Source organism: Streptomyces sp. NPDC054757, from assembly GCF_053612185.1.
Map to the genome: position 1 here is coordinate 108,998 of NZ_JBSHBW010000008.1, position 21,635 is coordinate 130,632.

The window sequence follows — 21,635 nt, forward strand, 5'->3', positions numbered from 1 at the left end:
CTCCGCCCCGGACGGGGTGCAGGCCCGGCAGGTCTTCCGGGATCTGGGCTTCGACTCGCTGACCGCGGTCGAGCTGCGCAATCGCCTCAACAGGGCGAGCGGGCTGCGGCTGCCGGCCACGCTGGTCTTCGACTACCCGACGCCGGTGGCGCTGGCCGCGTTCCTGCGCGGGGAGCTGACCGGGCAGCAGGCGGACGCTGACGCTCCCGTCGCCGCCATGGCAGCCCCCATCGCGGATGAGCCGTTGGCGATTGTGGGTATGGCGTGCCGGTTCCCTGGGGGAGTGAACTCGCCTGAGGAGTTCTGGGAGTTGTTGGCGTCCGGTGGTGATGCGGTGGGTGGTTTTCCGACGGATCGTGGTTGGGATCTGGAGGGTTTCTTCGATCCGGAGGGGGAGAGTGCGGGGACTTCGTATACGGAGTCGGGTGCGTTTTTGCGGGGTGCGGCGGAGTTTGATGCGGGGTTCTTCGGGATCAGTCCGCGTGAGGCCCTTGCCATGGATCCGCAGCAGCGGTTGATGCTGGAGACGTCGTGGGAGGCGTTGGAGCGGGCGGGGATCGATCCGTCCTCGCTGCGGGGCAGCGCGACCGGTGTCTTCGCCGGGGGCTTCAGCTCCAGCTACGGGCTCGGTGTCTCCGCGGCCGGGGGCGAGGAGGGCTCCGGTGTTGAGGGTCATCTGATGACGGGCAACGCGACCAGTGTGCTCTCCGGCCGTGTTTCGTACGCGTTGGGTCTTGAGGGTCCGGCGGTGACGGTGGATACGGCGTGTTCGTCGTCGTTGGTGGCGTTGAATCTGGCGGCGCAGGCGGTGCGTTCGGGTGAGTGCTCGATGGCGCTGGCTGGTGGCGTGACGGTGATGGCGACCCCGTTCTCGTTTGTGGAGTTCTCGCGTCAGCAGGGTCTTTCGGTGGACGGCCGTTGCCGTGCGTTCTCCGAGGACGCCAACGGTACGGGCTGGGCCGAGGGCGCCGGCATCGTGGTGGTGGAGCGTCTCTCCGAGGCGCAGCGCAACGGCCACCGGGTGTTGGCTGTGTTGCGTGGTTCGGCGGTGAATCAGGATGGTGCGTCGAATGGTTTGTCGGCGCCGAATGGTCCGTCGCAGCAGCGGGTGATTCGTGCGGCGTTGGCGAATGCGCGTTTGTCGGCTGCTGATGTGGATGTGGTGGAGGCGCACGGGACGGGTACGACGCTGGGTGATCCGATTGAGGCGCAGGCGCTGTTGGCTACGTACGGTCAGGAGCGTGCGGGGGGTGCTCCGTTGTGGCTGGGTGCGGTGAAGTCGAACATCGGTCATACGCAGGCCGCGGCCGGGGTTGCTGGTGTGATCAAGATGGTGTTGGCGTTGCAGCATGAGCGGTTGCCGCGGACGTTGCATGCCGAGGACCCGTCGTCGCATGTGGACTGGTCGGCGGGTGAGGTGCGGCTGCTGGATGAGTCGGTGGCGTGGCCGGTGGGGGAGCGTCCGCGTCGGGCTGGGGTGTCGGCGTTCGGGATCAGCGGCACCAACGCGCACGTCATCATCGAGGAAGCTCCGGCCGTAGAGGCGGGCGAGGCGGCGGAGCCGACAGTTCCGGTGGTGTCGGGTGCTGGTGCGTGGGTGGTCTCCGGTCGTACGGCTGAGGGTCTTGCGGCGCAGGCGGGTCGGTTGCGTGAGTGGGTGACGTCCCGCCCGGGGCTGGAGCCGGCTGATGTGGCGTGGTCGTTGGCGACGACGCGTACGGCCTTCGAGCACCGCGCGGTCGTGCTCGGTACCGACCGTGGGGAGCTGCTGTCCGCGGTAACCGATCTGGCAGCCGGGGTGTCCTCGGGTGCGGTGGTCTCGGGTGTGGCATCAGAGGACACCCGGGTGGGTCTGGTCTTCGCTGGTCAGGGTGCTCAGTGGGCTGGTATGGGCCGGGATCTGTACGAGGCGAGTCCGGTCTTTGCCGAGGTGTTCGACCGGGTCTGCGGTTTGTTGGAGCTGGAGTTGGGGGCCGCCTACCGGGTGCGGGATGTGGTCCTGGGCGCGGACGGCGCGGATGGTGTGGATCCGGTTCTTGCGGATCAGACCCTTTACGCGCAGGCGGGATTGTTCGCGTTTGAGGTTGCTCTGGCTGCGGTGCTGGAGGCGGCCGGTGTGAAGCCGGACGCTGTGGTGGGCCACTCCGTGGGTGAGGTGGCTGCCGCGTACGTAGCGGGTGTCCTCTCACTTCCGGACGCGTGCAAGCTCGTGGCGACGCGTGCACGGTTGATGCAGGAGTTGCCTGCCGGTGGTGCGATGGCTGCGGTGAACGCCCCGGAGGCGGAGGTCGTTGCTTCGCTGACCGAGGTGTCCGGGGACGTCGCGGTGGCTGCGGTCAATGGTCCGGATTCGGTGGTGGTGTCGGGTGATGCCGAGGCCGTGGACGCGGTGGTGGAGCTGTGGCGGGAGCGTGGTCACCGGGTGCGGCGGCTGCGGGTCTCGCACGCTTTCCACTCCCCGGCGATGGACCCGGTGCTCGACGAGCTCACGGCCGTTACGGGGCAGGTGGAGTACCGCCGTCCCGAGGTGATGTGGGCGGGCGCCCTCACAGGTGAGCTGGTGTCGGAGCCGGATGCGGGGTACTGGCCCGCGCAGACGCGGCAGGCGGTGCGGTTCGCGGATGCGGTGGCCGCGCTGGCCCGGGAAGGTGTGTCCGTCTTCGTGGAGGTGGGCCCGGACGGGTCGCTGTCCTCGCTCGGTCCGGACGCCGTTGCTGAGGTGCAGAGCGTGGAGCCGGCCTTCGTCCCGCTGCAGCGCCGCACCGATGAGGGCGTCGCGAGCCTGCTGACCGGTCTGGCGCGGGCGTTCGTCAACGGCGCTCCGGTGGACTGGGAGAGGGTGCTGCCCGCCGCGGATCAGGTGGCGCTGCCGACGTACGCCTTCCGCCACCAGCGGTACTGGCCCGAGGGCATTCTCCGGCTCGGGCCCCCGACGGCCGTGGGCGGGGACGGTGCGAGCACGGCGGCGGAGGTGCAGTTCTGGGCGGCCGTCGAGGATGGCGACCTGGCGCAGATCGCTGACACCCTGGCCATCGGAGACGAGGCCCAGCTCCGGGACGTGCTGCCGGCGCTGGCTTTCTGGCGGCGCCGTGAACTGGACCGCTCGCTGACCGCGAACTGGCGTTACCGCACCTCCTGGGCGGATGTTGCGGAGCCCGACTCGCCCGTCCTTTCGGGTGCGTGGCTGGTGGTGGTTGTGGCTGGTGCTGGGGACGAGGTGCGGCAGTGGTGTGTGGCGGCGCTTGAGGCGCGTGGTGCTGAGGTCGTGGTGGTCGAGGTCGGGTCCGGGGCGGTGGACCGGGCGGGTGTCGCTGCGCTGCTGGGCGAGGCGGTGGCGGATGTCTCTGGTGTGTCGGGTGTGCTGTCGTTGTTGGCGCTGGACGAGGTGCCGGTGTCGGGGTATCCGGCGGTGGCGGGTGGTCTGGCCGGGACGCTGGGTCTGGTGCAGGGGCTTGGGGATGCCGGGGTCGGGGCGCCGTTGTGGGTGGCGTCCTGTGGTGCGGTGAGTGCGGGTCCGGGTGAGGTGTTGGAGCGTCCGGTTCAGGCGCAGGTGTGGGGTCTGGGCCGGGTTGTTGGTATGGAGCATCCGGAGCGTTGGGGTGGGTTGGTTGATCTGCCCGGGGAGTTGTCGGAGCGGGCGGGTGCCCGGTTGGTCGCCGTACTGGCGGGGTGTGACGAGAACGAGGTGGCCATCCGCTCGGCCGGAGTGCTGGGTCGGCGCCTGGAGCGTGCCTCGCAGGTGCGTACCGACTCGGAGTGGGCGCCGCGCGGCAGCGCGCTGATCACCGGCGGTACGGGGGCGATCGCCGGTCATGTGGCGCGCTGGATGGCCGGCCGTGGTGCCGAACGCCTGGTGCTCACGAGCCGTTCGGGCCCCTCGGCCAAGGGGGCCACCGCGCTGGCCGCCGAGTTGGCGCAGGCGGGCTCCACGGTGGAGATCGTGTCCTGTGACGCCGGTCGGCGGGAGCCGCTGTCGACCCTGCTGGAATGGATCGACAGGACAGGCCCGGCGCTGTCCGCGGTACTCCACACGGCCGCGGTGCTGGACGACGGAGTGCTGGACCGCCTGGACGCCTCCCGCCTGGAGACGGTGCTGCGGGTGAAGGCCCGGGGCGCCGCACTGCTCGACGAGCTGACCGCGGATCGTGACCTGGACGCCTTCGTACTGTTCTCCTCGATCGCGTCCACACTGGGCGCCCCGGGACAGGGCAACTACGCGGCGGCCAACGCCTACTTGGACGCCCTGGCCGAGAACCGGCAGGCCCGCGGGCTGGCCGGGCTGACCGTGGCGTGGGGTGCGTGGGCCGGCGGCGGCATGATCGAGTCCAGCATCACGGTGGAGGCGCGGGTCAAGCGCGGCCCGATGCCGACGATGGACCCCCGGCTGGCCGCCCGTGCGCTGGGCGAGGCATTGCAGGGCCGGGACGCCGCGGTGACCGTGATGGACGTGGACTGGACGCAGCTGACGTCCGGTACGGCTGCTGCGGAAACACTGACGCGCCCGTTGATGCGGGACCTGCCCGAGGTGCGCCGGATGGCCGCCGGCGGTGAGCTCACGACCACCGTGGTACGTCCGGAGGGAGAGCTGACGCGGCGGCTGGCGGGACTGGGCCGACCGGAGCAGGAACGTCTGCTCACAGAGGTGGTGCGCACCGAGGTGGCGACCGTGCTCAGGTACGCCTCCGCGGCGGCGGTGGAGGACCGGCGTGCGTTCAAGGACCTGGGCTTCGACTCGCTGACCGCTGTCGAGCTGCGTAACCGGCTCAACACCGCGACCGGGCTGCGGTTGCCCAGCACCCTCGTCTTCGACTACCCGACGCCGCTGGCGCTGGCCGCCTTCCTGCGCGGCGAGCTGACCGGGCAGCAGGCGGACGTGGCCGCCCCGGCGGCCATCGCGACCGCCCCCGCTGCGGACGAACCGGTGGCGATCGTCGGTATGGCCTGCCGCTTCCCGGGCGGCGCGGGCAGCCCGGAGGAGTTCTGGCAGCTGTTGGGCTCCGGCGCCGATGCGGTGGGTGCCTTCCCCACCGACCGCGGCTGGGACCTGGAAAGCCTGTACGACCCGGACGGGGAGCGGGAGGGCACCTCGTACGTGGCGCAGGGCGCGTTCCTGCGGGACGCGGCCGGGTTCGATGCGGGGTTCTTCGGGATCAGCCCGCGTGAGGCGCTGGCGATGGACCCGCAGCAGCGGCTGCTCCTGGAGACCTCCTGGGAGGCACTGGAGCGTTCCGGCATCAACCCCATGACCCTGCGGGAGAGCGCCACCGGTGTCTTCACCGGCGGTTTCGCCTCGGGCTACGGGATCGGTGTGTCCATGGCGGGCCAGGGCGAATCCGGCTCCGAGGGACATGTACTGACCGGGAACGCGACCAGTGTGCTCTCCGGCCGTGTTTCGTACGCGCTGGGTCTTGAGGGCCCGGCGGTGACGGTGGACACGGCGTGCTCCTCGTCGCTGGTGGCGCTGCACATGGCGGCCCAGGCGCTGCGTTCGGGTGAGTGCTCGTTGGCACTGGCCGGTGGCGCGACGGTGATGACGCATCCGGGAACCTTCATCGACTTTTCGCGGCAGCAGGGGCTGTCCATGGACGGGCGGTGCCGGGCGTTCTCGGAGGACGCGGACGGTACCGGCTGGGCCGAGGGTGCGGGCATGCTCGTCGTCGAGCGTCTTTCGGACGCTCGCCGCAACGGCCACCAGGTCCTTGCCGTGATGCGTGGTTCGGCCGTCAACCAGGACGGTGCTTCGAACGGTCTGACGGCGCCGAACGGTCCGTCGCAGCAGCGGGTGATCAGGGCGGCGCTGGCGAATGCGCGTCTGTCGGCTGCTGATGTGGATGTGGTGGAGGCGCACGGGACGGGTACGACGCTGGGTGACCCGATCGAGGCGCAGGCGCTGCTCGCCACGTACGGGCAGGACCGCCCCGAGGGCCGTCCGGTCTGGCTGGGCTCGGTGAAGTCCCACATCGGTCACACGCAGGCGGCCGCAGGTGTCGCCGGGGTCATCAAGATGGTGCTGGCGCTCCAGCACGAGCAGCTGCCGCAGACCCTGCACGCCGAGGAACCGTCCTCGCACGTGGACTGGACGGCGGGCGAAGTACGGCTGCTGACCGAGGCGAGGCCCTGGCCGTCCGACGGCCGGGTACGCAGGGCAGGTGTCTCTGCCTTCGGTATGAGCGGCACCAACGCGCACGTCATCCTGGAGCAGGCGCCCGCCGAGAACCTCGTGGAGGAGCCCGCCGAAGCCGCGGCGGACCCAGCGGCACAGGCGGCAGCCGTGGTGTCCCGCGACGGCACCGGTGCGTGGCTGGTGTCGGGCCGGTCCGCGGAGGCGCTGGCGGCGCAGGCGGGTCGGTTGCGGGAGTGGGTGGCGCAGCGCCCGTCGTTGGAGCCGGCTGATGTGGCGTGGTCGTTGGCGGCGACGCGGTCGGCGTTCGAGCACCGGGCTGTGGTGGTGGGCGGTGACCGTACGGAGTTGGTGGCGGGGCTGGAGAGCCTGGCGGCTGGTGTGCCTTCGGGTTCGGTGGTCTCGGCGGCGGCCCGCTCCGGTGCCCGTCCGGTGTTTGTCTTCCCGGGTCAGGGTTCGCAGTGGGTGGGGATGGGGCGTGAGCTGGCGGGGGTTTCGCCGGTGTTCGCGGCCCGGCTTGCCGAGTGTGCGGCGGCGCTCTCGCCGTACGTGGACTGGTCGTTGGACGATGTACTGGCGGGGGCGGAGGGTGCTCCGGTCCTGGAGGCGGCTGATGTGGTTCAGCCTGCTCTGTGGGCGGTGATGGTTTCCCTCGCTGCGGTGTGGGAGGCGGCCGGTGTCGCCCCTCAGGCTGTGGTCGGGCATTCGCAGGGTGAGATCGCGGCGGCGACGGTTGCGGGGATGTTGTCCCTTGAGGACGGTGCGCGGGTGGTCGCCCTGCGTTCCCGGTCGCTGAAGGTGCTGGCGGGCCGGGGCGGGATGCTGTCGATCAGCCGTCCCGCTTCCGAGGTCGAGGAGCGTCTTACCCGTTTCGGTGAGCGTGCGTCGCTGGCGGCGGTGAACGGGCCTTCGGTGACGGTGGTTTCGGGTGAGCCGGACGCTCTGGAGGAGCTGAAGGCGGAGTTCGAGGCCGAGGGTGCCAGGGCGCGGATGGTGGCGGTGGACTATGCCTCGCATTCGGTGCAGGTGGACCGGCTGGAGGAGGAGATCACCACGGCTCTGGCCGAGGTGACTCCGCGTCGGGGTCGTGTCCCGATGGTCTCCGCGATGACCGGCGAGACCCTGACCGGTGAGGAGTTGGACGCCGGGTACTGGTTCCGGAGCCTGCGGGCGACGGTGCATTTCGACCGTGCGGTGCGGGTTCTGGCGGGTGAGGGGCAGCGGATCTTCGTCGAGGTCTCTCCGCATCCGGTGCTGCTGAGTGCGATGACGGAGTCCCTGGAGGAAGTCGCGGAGCAGGCCGGTCCTGGTGCTGTGCCCGCTTCCCTGTGCGGGACGCTGCGCCGCGACGACGGTGGTGCGGCACGCCTGCTCACCTCGCTGGCCGAAGCCTTCGCCAACGGTACGGAGATCGACTGGGAGTCGGTGCTCCCGGCCGGGCGACGTGTCGGCCTGCCCACGTACGCCTTCCAGCACGAGCGGTTCTGGCCGAAGGGCATGCTGGGCGAACTGGGGCCCCGGTCGGGCGGTGGTGACGCGCTGTCGCTGGGTCTGGGTGCCGTGGGCCACCCGCTGCTCGGAGCGGCCGTCGAACTCGCCGGTGGCACCGGGGTGGTGTGCATGGGCAGGCTGTCCCTGCACACCCACGCCTGGCTGGCGGACCACGCCGTCGGTGGTGTCGTACTGCTGCCGGGCACCGGCTTCGTCGAGCTGGCCGTACGCGCCGGCGACCAGGTCGGCTGCGGGTTCCTGGAGGAACTGACGCTGCACGCCCCGATGGTGCTGCCCGCCGACGGCGGCGGGATCCAGCTCCAGGTCGTGGTGGCCGCGCCGGAGAGTGCCGGGCACCACGGGGTGGAGGTGTTCTCCCGCCCGGAGGAGGCGGCTGCTCAGCAGGCGTGGACGCTGCACGCCAGCGGTGTGCTCGCCGCCGCCGCGGCAACCGGGACGGCCGACACGGACTTCGCCACGTGGCCGCCACAGGACGCGACGCCGGTGGACGTCACGGACGTCTACCCGGTGCGTTTGGCGGAGGTCTACGGTCCCGCCTTCCACGGGCTGCGGGCGGCCTGGCGGCGCGGCGCGGACGTGTTCGCCGAGGTGGCGCTGCCCGACGAGGCGGCGCAGGAAGCGGGTGCGTTCGGCCTGCACCCGGCGCTGCTGGACGCGGCGCTGCACGCCTCGGTCCTGGCGGACTCGTCCGCCGCGGACGAGTCCGGGCAGGTCACGATGCCGTTCGCGTGGACCGGCGTGGAGCTGCACGCCGCCGGCGCTTCGGCGCTGCGGGTACGGCTGCGGCAGGACGCGCAGGGCACGCTCTCGCTGGCGGCCGCCGACACCACCGGAGCCCCGGTGGTATCGGTCGAATCGCTCGTGCGACGTCCGGTACCCGTGGACCAGCTCCGCTCCGTACAGAACGAGCTGAGCGACTCGCTGTTCGTACCGCAGTGGACCGAGGTGCCCGGAGGCGACGTACCGTCCGGCGACTGGGTGCTGCTCGGGGCCGACGGTTACGGACTGGCCGAGGGCCTCGGCACCGCCGGTGTGCGGCTGCGTCCCTTCGCCGACCTCGGCGAGCTGGCCGCAGCCGTCGAGGCGGGCACGGCCGACCCGCGGACCGTTCTGGTCTGCGCCGACGCGCTGTCCGGTGCGGGAGCCGAGGACTCCGGCAACGAGGACGACATGTCCGGCGCCGGCCTTCCCGTGACCGTTCCCTCCGGGGAGGAGTTCCCCGGCGCGGTACGTCGGGCGGGCGGCGCGGCTCTCCGGTTCGTACAGAACTGGCTGGCCGAACCACGGCTGGAAGAGACCCAGTTGGTACTTGTCACGCGGGGCGCGGTGGACGTGGTCCCCGGCGAGCCGGTGACGGACCTGGCCGGAGCGGCCGTGCGCGGCCTGCTGCGCTCGGCGCAGGCGGAGAACCCGGGCCGGCTGCTGCTGGCCGACCTTCCCGCCACCGACGACACCTTCGCCCTTGACAATACGGAAGTGGCCCTGCTGCCTGCGGCGTTGGGCAACGGTGAGCCCGAGGTGGCGATCCGCGGACAGGCCCGCTACGGCAGGCGCCTGACCCGTCCCGCAGGTGAACTGAGGCCGGTCGAGTGGCCGTCGGGGCCGCAGGCCGATCCCGGCGCCCGCGCGCTCCTGGTGACCGGCGGCACCGGAACCCTGGGCGGGCTGGTGGCCCGGCACCTGGTGGCCACCGGAAGGGCCGGTGGCGTGGTGCTGACCAGCCGTTCCGGCCCGGCTGCCGCCGGGGCGGCCGCGCTGGCCGCCGAACTGGCGGAGCTGGGCGTGTGGGTCCGGGTGACCGCCTGCGACGCGGCCGAACGCGAGGCGCTGGCCACCGTGCTGGAGCGGATACCGGACGAGAACCCGCTGGGCTCCGTGGTGCACGCGGCAGGCGTCGTCGACGACGGCCTGGTCACCTCGCTGACGCCGGAACGGCTGTCCGCGGTGCTGCGGCCGAAGGTCGACGCGGCCTGGCACCTGCATGAGCTGACGGCACATCTGGACCTGGACCGGTTCGTGATGTTCTCGTCCGCGGCGGCCACGTTCGGCGCGCCCGGCCAGGGCAGTTACGTGGCAGCCAACTCCTTCCTCGACGCCGTGGCCGCACACCGCGCGGCTGCCGGCCTCGCGGGTACGTCACTGCAGCTGGGGCCGTGGGCGCACGAGGCCGGCATCGGCCGCAACCTGGACGCCACCTCGCTCTCCCGGATCGACCGGTCCTTCGTGCCGCTCTCGGCCGAAGAGGGACTTGTCGTCCTGGACGCCGCGCTGACCAGGGACGAAGCGGTGCTGACCCCCGCCAGGCTGGACGCGGCCGCGCTGCGCGCGCAGACCGTGTCCGGTGCGGAGGTACCGCCGCTGTGGCGGGCGCTGGCAGGTGTGTCCGTCCGCCGTACCGCCGCGTCGGCCACCGCCGCGGGCACCGGCGCCGAGGCGGGCGAGGCGCTGCGCCAGAAGCTGGCATCGGTCTCCGGCGCCGAGCGCGACCGGCTCGTGCTGGAACTGGTGCTCTCCCACTCCGCCGCCGTCCTGGGGCACGCGTCGGCTGCCGCCATCGACGCCGACCGGGCCTTCACCGACGTCGGCTTCGACTCGCTGATCGCGGTAGAACTGCGTAACCGGCTGAAGGCGGAGACCGGACTGCGGCTGCCGGCGACGCTGGTGTTCGACCATCCCACCCCGGCCGCGCTCGCCGCGATGCTGCGCGCGGAACTGGCCGGAGACCTGCCCGTCGTCGCGGCCCCCGCCGCGGCGACGACAACGGTGCCGGTGGCGGACGAGCCGATCGCCATCGTCGGTATGGCCTGCCGCTTCCCGGGCGGCGCCGCCGGCCCGGACGAGCTGTGGCAGCTGCTGGACTCGGGGGTGGACGCGATCGGCCCCTTCCCCCGGGACCGCGGCTGGGACCTGGAGATGCTCCAGGGCCCCGAGGCGGAGCGCACCGGGAAGACGTATGAGCAGGTCGGCGGGTTCGTGCAGGACGCGGCCTCCTTCGACGCCGGGTTCTTCGGGATCAGCCCGCGTGAGGCGCTGGCGATGGACCCGCAGCAGCGGCTGCTCCTCGAAACCTCCTGGGAGGCGTTCGAGCGGTCCGGGATCGACCCGGCCACGCTGCGCGGCAGCCAGACCGGCGCCTTCGTCGGCGGCTACGCATCGCGGTACGCGACCGACGTACCGCTGGAGGGCACCGGGGTCGCCGAGGGGCACCTGGCGACCGGCAACGCGACCAGCGTGCTGTCCGGCCGGCTCTCCTACACCTTCGGACTCGAAGGCCCCGCGGTGACGGTGGACACCGCGTGCTCCTCCTCCCTCGTCGCGCTGCACATGGCCTCCCAGGCGCTCCGCGCGGGGGAGTGCTCGCTCGCCCTCGCGGGCGGCGTGACGGTCAGCGCCACACCGGATGTGTTCGTCGCCTTCGCCACGGCGGGCGGAGTGTCGCTGGACGGCCGCTGCCGTTCCTTCGCCGCATCGGCCGACGGCTCCGGCTTCGCCGAGGGCGCGGGCATGCTGGTCGTGGAGCGGCTTTCCGACGCGCGGCGCAACGGGCACAAGGTCCTGGCCGTGGTGCGTGGTTCGGCGATCAACCAAGACGGTGCGTCCAACGGCCTGACCGCCCCCAACGGTCCATCCCAGCAGCGGGTGATCCGCGCGGCACTCGCCAACGCCGGTGTATCGGCGTCCGACGTGGACGTGGTGGAGGCACACGGATCGGCGACCAAACTGGGCGACCCGATCGAGGCGCAGGCGCTGCTGGCCACCTACGGCCAGGACCGTCCCGGTGACCGGCCGCTGTGGCTCGGCTCGGTGAAGTCCAACATCGGCCACGCCCAGGCCGCCGCGGGCGTCGCCGGCGTCATCAAGACGGTGCTCTCCCTCCAGCACGAGCGGATGCCGCGCACGCTGCACATCGACGAGCCGACCCCCCATGTCGACTGGTCCGACGGCGCGGTGGAGCTGGTGGCCGAGCCGGTGCCGTGGCCCAGCGGTGAGCGGGTCCGCCGCGCGGGCGTCTCCGCGTTCGGGATGAGCGGCACCAATGTGCACATCATCCTGGAGGAGGCCCCGGCCGCCGTCCCCGACGAGGCCGACGCTCCCGTCGCACCCGCACCGGTGGACGCCGGGCCCGCGCTCCTGGCCGACGGTGAGGCAAGTGCCTGGCTGGTGTCCGGCCGTTCGGCCGACGGGCTCGTCGCTCAGGCGGACCGGCTGCACGCATGGGCCGCCGCACGGCCGGAGGTGAAGCCCGCGGACGTGGCCTGGTCACTCGCCGCGACCCGCTCGGTCTTCGAGCACCGTGCCGTGGTGGTCGGCGGTGACCGGGAAGAGCTGGTCGACGGGGTGCGGTGCCTGGCCGCAGGCACGAGGTCGGCATCGGTGGTGACCGGCCTCGCCCGTCCGGCGGGCCGGACGGCGTTCGTCTTCGCGGGACAGGGCACCCAGTGGGTCGGCATGGGGCGGGAACTGCTGTACTCCTCGCCGCTGTTCGCCGCCCGTATCGCGGAGTGCGAGGCGGCACTCGCCCCGTACGTGGACTGGTCGCTGGGCGGTGTCCTGGCGGGTGCGGAGGATGCTCCCGAGCTGGAGGCGGCCGAAGTCGCCCAGCCCGCGCTGTGGGCCGTGATGGTCTCGCTGGCCGCGATCTGGGAGGCCGCGGGTATCACTCCCGATGCGGTGGTGGGTCACTCGCAGGGTGAGATCGCCGCGGCGACGGTGGCCGGGATGCTGTCGTTGGAGGATGCGGCCTGTGTGGTGGCGGTCCGGTCCCGGGCGCTGTCGGGGCTCTCGGTGGCCGGCTCGATGGTGTCGGTGGTGATGCCGGAGGGTCCGGTGCGGGAGCTGGTGGACGGCTGGGACGGCCGCCTCTCGGTGGCCGCGGTGAACGGCCCCGCCGCCGTCGTGGTCTCCGGTGAGCCGGAGGCACTGGCCGAGTTCGAACGGGAGCTGGCCGCCCGCAGGGTGATGCGCTGGCGCATCCCGGCGACCGACTTCGTGGCGCACTCCCCGGCGGTGGAACCGCTGGCCGGGCAGCTGGAGAGCGCGCTCTCCGGGATCGCCCCGCGCACCGGCCGGGTGCCGATGGTCTCCACGGTGACCGGAGCGTGGCTCACCGGCGAAGAGGTGGACGCGGCCTACTGGTTCGCCAACCTGCGCCGCACGGTGAGGTTCGAGGAGGCCGTACGGAGCCTGCTGGACGCCGGTTACGGGGCGTTCGTCGAGGTCTCGCCGCATCCGGTGCTGACCGCGGCGGTCACGGAGACCGCGGAGGACGCGGACATCGCGGACGTACTGACGGTGGGGACACTGGAGCGGGAGAACGCCGGAACGGCGCGGCTCCTCACGGCACTCGGGCACGCCCACACCGGCGGACTGCCGGTCGACTGGGGACGTGTCCTTCCGGCCGGTGCCTCCGTCGAGCTGCCCACCTACGCGTTCCAGCACCGCCGCTACTGGCTGGAGGCGGCGAACACCGGGGCCGTTCCGGCCGCAGGCGGCGACGGTGCGTCCTCGGAGTCCGAGGCCCTGTTCTGGGCGGCCGTCGAGGGCGGCGACCTGGCCGGGATCGCCCGGACGCTGTCCCTCACGGACGAGCGTCAGCTCAACGACGTACTGCCGGCCCTGACGTCCTGGCGGCTCCGGGAACGGGAGCGGTCGGAGACAGCGGCCTGGCGCTACCGGGTGACCTGGGCGCCGGTCACCGAGACCGCTCCGGCGCGCCTTTCCGGCCGGTGGCTGCTCGTCGTCCCCGCCGCCGCGGCCGACGACGAGCCGGTGGCGTGGTGCGCGGCGGCCCTGTCCGCCCGCGGCGCCGAGACCGTACTCGTCGAGGTCCCGGAGGGGGCCGTGCGGCGTGACGTGCTCGCCGAACTCGTCGGCCGGGCCGTGCGGGGCGCCGGGCCGGTGTCCGGAGTGCTGTCGCTGCTCGGCCTGGACGAGACGCCGCTGCCAGGACGTCCGGCGGTGACCGCCGGCCTGGCCGGCACGCTGGGCCTGGTGCAGGCGCTGGGTGACGCCGGGATCGAGGCACCCCTCTGGCCGGCCACCCGCGGCGCCGTCGCGACCGGCCCCGGCGAGGTGCTGACCGGCCCGCTGCAGGCACAGATCTGGGGCTTCGGCCGGATTGTCGCCCTGGAGCACCCGGACCGCTGGGGCGGACTGGTCGACCTGCCCACCACGCTGGACGAGCGCACCGGTGCGCAGCTGGCCGCCGTGCTGGCGGGCTCCGACGAGAACCAGGTGGCGATCCGGCAGGCCGGGACGGTGGGCCGCAGGCTGGCCCACGCCCCGCGGCCCCCGGCGGGCGGGACCTGGCAGCCGTCGAACGGAACCGCACTGGTCACCGGAGGCACCGGCGCACTCGGCGGCCACGTGGCACGCTGGCTGGCCGGACGCGGCGCGGGCCGCCTCGTGCTCACCAGCCGGTCAGGACCCGGCGCCGCGGGCATCGCGGCACAGGCAGCCGAACTGGCCGCCTTGGGCGTCCCCGTGGATGTCCTGGCCTGCGACGCGGCCGACCGTACCGAACTGGCCGGCCTGCTCGGCCGGATCGCGGCCGACGGCCCCGCACTCTCCACCGTGGTGCACACCGCCGCGGTACTGGACGACGGCGTGATCGACGCTCTCTCCCCCGACCGACTTGAGACGGCGCTCGCCGCCAAGGCCGCGGGCGCCGCCCACCTGGACGCGCTCACCGCCGATCTGGACCTGGACGCCTTCGTGCTGTTCTCCTCCGTGGTGGCCACCACGGGCGCCCCGGGCCAGGCCAACTACGGTGCGGCCAACGCCTATCTGGACGCCGTGGCCCAGAACCGGCGCAGTCGCGGCCTGCCCGCACTCGCCGTGGCCTGGGGTCCGTGGGCGGCCGGTGTGGCGCAGAGCTCCGATGCGGCGCGGCAGCGGCTGGCCCGCAACCAGTGGGAAGAGGTGATGGACCCGGACCTCGCGGTGCGGGCACTGGGCGAGGCGCTGGACGGCGGCGACACCGCACTGACGGTGATGAACATCGACTGGACGGCCATCCTCGCGGAGCCGCAGTCGTCGGCGGATCTGGTGCAGGCGGCCCTGATGCGCGACCTGCCGGAGGTACGCCGGCTCGCCGCGCTGCTGGCCGATGTCCCGGCGGCACCCGCCGAACGGGAGCTGGCGGACCGGCTGGCCGGCCTGACCCGGGCCGAGCAGCGACGGGCACTGACCGAGCTGGTGCAGGACAAGGCCGCCCGGGTGCTCGGCCACACCTCGCCCGATGAGGTCCAGGCAGGCAGCGCCTTCAGCGAACTCGGCTTCGACTCGCTGACCTCCGTGGAGCTGCGCAACGACCTCAGCGCCGCGACGCAGCTGCGGCTGCCCGCGACCCTGCTGTTCGACTACCCCACGCCGACGGCCCTGACCGGCTACCTGGTGGGAGAACTCCTGGGCACTGTGCCCGAGGACACCGGGGCGCCGGCCGCGGTACCCGCGACCATCGCGGCCGACGAGCCGATCGCGATCGTCGGCATGGCCTGCCACTACCCCGGCGGTGTGGCCGGCCCCGACGACCTGTGGAACCTGCTCTCCACGGGCGGCGACGCCATATCCGGCTTCCCGGACGACCGAGGCTGGGACCTGGTTGCGCCCGAGGGCTCCCCGGACGGCGCGGTCGGCGGTTTCGTCCAGGACGTCAGCGGCTTCGACGCCGGGTTCTTCGGGATCAGCCCGCGTGAGGCCCTTGCCATGGACCCGCAGCAGCGGCTGCTCCTGGAGACCTCCTGGGAGGCCCTGGAGCGGTCGGGCATCGACCCCGCGTCGCTCCGCGGTACCGCCACCGGCATGTTCGTCGGCGGCTACGCGTCCGGCTACGGCCGCGACGGTGACTTCGAGGGCGCGGCCCACCTCATCACCGGCAACGCGACCAGCGTGCTGTCCGGCCGCGTGTCGTACGCCTTCGGCCTCGAAGGTCCCGCCGTCACGGTCGATACGGCCTGCTCGTCCTCCTTGGTCGCACTGCACATGGCGGCGCAGGCGCTGCGCTCCGGAGAGTGCACGATGGCGCTCGCAGGCGGTATCACGATCATGGTGACCCCGGACGGCTTCATCGGCTTCAGCGAGCAGAGCGGCCTCGCGATGGACGGCCGCTGCAAGGCGTTCTCCGATGAGGCGGACGGCATGGGCTTCTCCGAGGGCGCCGGCATGCTCGTCGTCGAGCGGCTCTCGGACGCCCGGCGCAACGGGCACCAGGTCCTGGCACTGCTGCGCGGCAGCGCCACCAACCAGGACGGTGCGTCCAACGGTCTGACCGCGCCCAACGGCCCCTCGCAGCAGCGGGTGATCCGGGCCGCGCTGGCCAATGCCCGGCTGACGCCCGCCGATGTGGACGTGGTGGAGGCGCACGGCACCGGCACCAGGCTGGGTGACCCGATCGAGGCGCAGGCGCTGCTGGCCACCTACGGCCAGGACCGCCCCGACGACCGGCCGCTGTGGCTGGGCTCGGTGAAGTCCAACATCGGCCACACCCAGGCCGCAGCGGGTGTCGCGGGGATCATCAAGATGGTGCTGGCCCTGCAGCACGAGCAGCTGCCGCGCACCCTGCACGTGGACGAGCCGTCCAGCCACGTGGACTGGTCCACGGGCGCGGTGGAGCTGGTGGCCGAACCCGTGCCGTGGACCAGCGGAGCCAGGGTGCGCAGGGCCGGTGTTTCCTCGTTCGGTCTGAGCGGCACCAACGCGCACGTCATCCTGGAGGAGGCTCCGGCACTCACCGGTACCGCCGCCCCCGATGACGACGGGCAGACCGGCATCACCACCGAAGGCACGGTCGTCGTACCCGGCGCCGCCCACGTCTGGCCGGTATCGGGCCGGTCGGCCGCGGGCCTGGCGGCGCAGGCGGAGCGGCTCCAGGAATGGCTGGCCGCACGTCCGGAGCTGGAACCGGCGGATACAGCCTGGTCGTTGGCGACGGCCCGGTCCGCGTTCGAGCACCGCGCCGTGGTGGTGGGCGGTGACCGCACCGCGCTGGTGTCGGGCCTGCGGAGCCTGGCGGCCGGTGTACCGGACGGCGCGGTGCTCTCGGCAGTGGCCCGCCAGGACACCCGCCCGGTGTTCGCGTTCGCGGGTCAGGGTTCCCAGTGGGTCGGTATGGGACGTGAGCTGGCGGAGGTTTCGCCGGTGTTCGCGGCGCGGCTCGCCGAGTGTGCGGCGGCGCTGTCCTCGTACACGGACTGGTCGCTGGCCGATGTCCTTGCGGGTGCGGATGGTGCGCCTGCGTTGGAGGCTGCTGATGTGGTGCAGCCTGCGCTCTGGGCGGTGATGGTGTCGTTGGCTGCGGTGTGGGAGGCGGCCGGTGTCGCTCCCGAGGCTGTGGTGGGTCATTCGCAGGGGGAGATTGCTGCGGCGACGGTTGCGGGGATGTTGTCCCTTGAGGACGGTGCGCGGGTGGTGGCGCTGCGTTCGAAGTCGCTGAAGGTGCTTGCTGGTGCGGGCGGGATGCTCTCGGTCAGCCGTCCGGCTTCTGAGGTCGAGGAGCGTCTTACCCGTTTCGGTGAGCGTGCGTCGCTGGCGGCGGTCAACGGGCCTTCGGCGACGGTGGTTTCGGGTGAGCCGGACGCGCTTGAGGAGTTGAAGGCGGAGTTCGAGGCTGAGGGTGCCAGGGCGCGGATGGTGGCGGTGGACTACGCCTCGCACTCCGCTCAGGTGGACCGGCTGGAGAAGGAGATCATCTCCGTTCTGGCCGAGGTGGCTCCGCGCCGGGGCAGGGTGCCGATGGTCTCCGCGATGACCGGCGAGACCCTGACCGGTGAGGAACTGGACGCCGGATACTGGTTCCGCAGCCTCCGTGCCACGGTCCACTTCGACCGTGCGGTGCGGACCCTGGCGGGCCGTGGCCACCAGCTCTTCATCGAGGTCACCCCGCACCCGGTCCTGCTGGGCGCGATGAACGACACCCTTGAGGAAGCGGCGCAGGAGACCGGTGCGAGTGCCGTATCCGCCGCCGTCTGCGGGACGCTGCGGCGCGACGAGGACGGTGCAGGGCGGCTGCTGACCTCGCTGGCCGAGGCGTACGTCCATGGGGCGCCGGTCGACTGGCGCGCGGTACTGCCCGCTGGTGAGCGGGTCGAGTTGCCGACGTACGCCTTCCAGCACGAGCGCTACTGGCCGAAGCAGGCCGGTACCGCCTTCGGCGGAGACCCCGCTGCGCTGGGCCTGGGCGCCGTGGGCCATCCGCTGCTGGGTGCCGCGCTCGAACTGGCCGGTGGAGCAGGGCTGGTGTGCACCGGGCGCCTGTCGGTGCGGACACATCCCTGGCTGGCGGACCACGCCGTCGGCGGTGCGGTGCTGCTGCCGGGGACCGGCTTCGTGGAACTGGCCGTACGCGCCGGTGACCAGGCCGGCTGCGGACTGTTGGAAGAACTGACGCTCCAGGCACCGCTGGTGCTGCCCACCGACGGCGGGGTGCAGGTGCAGGTCGTCCTCGCCGAGGCGGACGCCGAAGGCCGCCGGACGGTCGATGTCTTCTCCCGCCCGGACTCGGCCGACGGGCCGCAGGTGTGGACGCAGCACGCCGGCGGTGTGCTCGCCCCTGCCGAGGGGGCCGCGGTGGCCGAGGCGGACTTCGCGGTGTGGCCGCCGAGGGACGCCACAGAGGTGGACGTCTCGGGCCTGTACGAGGCCGCGAGCGAAGGCTCGTACGGGTACGGCCCGGCCTTCCGTGGCCTGCGGGCGGCGTGGCGCCGTGGCGAGGATGTCTTCGCCGAGGTGGCCCTGCCCGATGAGGTGGCGGAGGACGCCGCGGCCTTCGGCCTGCACCCGGCCCTCCTGGACGGGGCGCTGCACGCCAGCGTCCTGGTGAGCGGCGGCGACCGGAACGAACCGGGCGAGGTGCGGCTTCCGTTCGCATGGACGGGGGTCGAGCTGCACGCGAGCGGTGCGTCGGTGCTCCGCGCCCGGCTGCGCCGCGACGCGCAGGGCGCGCTGGCCGTGACGGCCGCGGACGCGGCGGGGCAGCCGGTGCTCTCGGTGGCGTCGCTGATCACCCGCCCGGTGGCGACCGGCCAACTCCGCTCCGCAGACGCGGGAATGGCGGACTCGCTGTTCGGCGTCGAGTGGGCCCCCACCACCGGCGGGGAGGCCATCGCCGGGGAATGGGCGCTGGTCGGTACGGACCGCTTCGGCGTCGCCGAGCCCCTGGAAGGGGCCGGCACACTGGTTCGTTGCTTCCCGGGGCTGACGGAACTGGCCGCTGCCACGGAGATCGGCGAGATCGCCCCCGCCGTGGTCCTGGTCTGTGCCGGTGACGACGGCCGGGACGACGACCCGGCTCGGGCCGCTGCCCGGGCCACCGGGGAGACCCTCGGTCTGGTGCAGGAATGGCTGGCCGAACAGCGCCTCGACAAGGCCCGCCTGGTGGTGCTCACCCGTGGTGGTGTGGCGGTGTCGGCCGGTGAGGGGGTGGCCGATCTGCCGGCCGCCGCTCTCGCCGGGCTGGTGCGCTCGGCGCAGTCGGAGAACCCGGACCGGCTGGTCCTCGTCGACCTGCCGGTGCGCGAGGACGGTGAGTACGCCACGCTGCTGCCGGGTGCGCTGGGTGGCGACGAGAGCGAACTCGCTGTCCGGGGCGGTGTGTTGTACGGGCGGCGGTTGACGCGGTCTTCGGGTGCGTTGGTGGTTCCTGAGGGTGTGTGGCGGCTGGAGCCGGATGCGGGTGGTTCGCTGGAGGGGCTGGCGTTGGTGCCGGTTCCTGGGGTGGATGGCCCGTTGTCGGCGGGTCAGGTGCGGGTGGCGGTCGGTGCCGCGGGGCTGAACTTCCGTGATGTGCTGATCGCGCTGGGTATGTACCCCGGCGGCGGAGTGCTCGGCGGCGAGATCGCCGGGACGGTGCTCGAAGCCGGACCTGAGACGGGTCGACTGAAGCCGGGCGACCGGGTGATGGGCCTGGCCGAGGGCGGGTTCGGCCCGTCGGCGGTCACGGATGCCCGCCAGCTGGTACGGATCCCGGACGGCTGGTCGTTCGCGGAGGCCGCCTCCGTCCCCAGCGCCTTCATGACGGCCTGGTATGCGTTGGTGGAGTTGGCGGGTGCGAAGTCGGGTCAGCGGGTGTTGGTGCATGCCGGTGCTGGTGGTGTGGGTATGGCGGCGGTGCGGATTGCCCGGTATCTGGGGTTGGAGGTCTTTGCGACGGCGAGTCCGGGCAAGTGGTCGGTGCTGGCGGGGATGGGCCTGGATGAGGCGCATGTGTCGTCGTCGCGTGGGGTGGGTTTCGAGGCGGAGTTCCTGGCTGCCACGGGTGGTGCCGGTATGGACGTGGTGGTGAATTCGCTGGCGGGTGAGTTCACTGATGCGTCGTTGCGGTTGTTGCCGCGTGGTGGGGCGTTCGTGGAGATGGGCCGTACGGATGTCCGTGACGCGGAAGTCGTCGCGGGGCAACACCCGGGCGTCCACTACCGGCCGTTCGAACTCTCGGAGGCGGGTCCCGCAGCGCTGGGCACGATGCTCGGGAAGGTCGTGGAACTGCTCGCCGCCGGGGAGCTGGAGCGTCTTCCGCTGCGGGCCTGGGGCGTCCGGCAGGCGCGGGACGCGTTCCGCTTCATGCAGCACGCCCGGCACACCGGCAAGATCGTCCTGACCTTCCCCGCCCACCTCGCCGAGGCCCGTCCGGCCACCGCGCACAGCACCCGTACCGCCCTGATCACCGGTGGTACCGGAACCTTGGGTGGTCTGGTGGCGCGGCATCTGGCGGCGACGGGGCGGGCGGACGGGCTGGTTCTGACCAGTCGTTCGGGTCCTGGTGCGGTCGGGGCGGCGGCACTGGCCGCCGAGCTGGCGGAGTCGGGTGCGTCGGTGGATGTGGTGGCGTGTGATGCGGCGGAGCGTGAGGACCTGGCCGCTGTGGTGGCCGGGGTGCCCCAGGAGCGCCCGTTGCGGACCGTGGTGCACACGGCGGGTGTGCTGGACGACGGCACGGTGGCCTCGTTGACCCCTGAGCGGATCGCGGGGGTGCTGCGGCCGAAGGCGGACGGTGCCTGGAACCTGCATGAACTCACCCGTGGGCTGGACCTCGACCACTTCGTACTCTTCTCCTCCGCCGCGGCCACCTTCTCCAGCCCGGGCCAGGGCAACTACGTGGCGGCCAACGCCTTCCTGGACGCACTGGCCGCCGAACGCAGGGCGGCCGGGCTGCCCGGCACCTCGCTGGCCTGGGGCATGTGGGCCGAGGCCAGCGCCCTGACCGGAAGGCTCAGCGAGTCGGAGCGCGCCCGCATCAACCGCGGCGGCTTCGCGGCACTGAACGCGGACGAAGGACTCGCGCTGCTGGACCTGGCCCTGGCCAGGGACGAGGCGCTGCTGATGCCGGCCAAGCTCGACCTGGCCGGACTGCGGGCACAGAGCGCGGGCAGCGCGGAGGTTCCGCCGCTGTTCCGGGCACTGGTCTCGGCCGGGTCCGGGCGGCGCAGCGCCGCCGGGGCCGGCGGCGCGGGCGCCGACTCGCTGCACCAGCAGCTGGCCGGACTGCCGGAAGCGGAGCGGACACGGCTGCTGACCGACCTGGTCCGCACCCATGTGGCGGCCGTCCTGGGACACGGCTCCGGGGAGGCGATCGAGCCGGGCCGGGCCTTCACCGACATCGGCTTCGACTCGCTGACCGCCGTCGAACTGCGCAACCGGCTCAGCACGGCAACCGGGAAGCGGCTGCCGGCCACCCTGGTCTTCGACTACCCCAACACCCTGGAACTGGCTGCCTTCCTGCTCGACGAGCTGCTTCCCGGGCTTGTTGAACAGGGCGCGCAGGACCCTGCGGAGGAGAAACTGCGGGAGGCACTCGCGAGCGTTCCGCTCTCCAGGTTCCGTGAGGCCGGGCTGATGGATGCGCTGATGCGGCTCGCCGGTGTCCGCGACGACGCCCTGCTGAGTGGTGAGGAAGACCAGGGCGGAGACATCGACGCCCTGGACGCCGACAGCCTGATCCGCCTGGCCCTGGAGGGCGAGACGGAGTGACGGTGCGCACGACGCGGGGGAAGAGGTCGCGGACGGTGCC

Annotated in this window: 1 protein-coding gene (cut by a window edge); it reads left to right on the forward strand. The window is 72.6% G+C overall.

What is annotated here, in order from left to right; genetic code table 11:
• On the forward strand, positions 1-21,595 hold the 3' portion of the coding sequence (locus tag ACWGKJ_RS13245) for a type I polyketide synthase (RefSeq protein WP_453315729.1). 14,693 nt of this gene lie to the left of the window's left edge; the window shows 21,595 of its 36,288 coding nt (coding positions 14,694-36,288); the start codon falls outside the window, past its left edge; its stop codon occupies positions 21,593-21,595.
• Positions 21,596-21,635 lie beyond the last annotated feature (40 nt).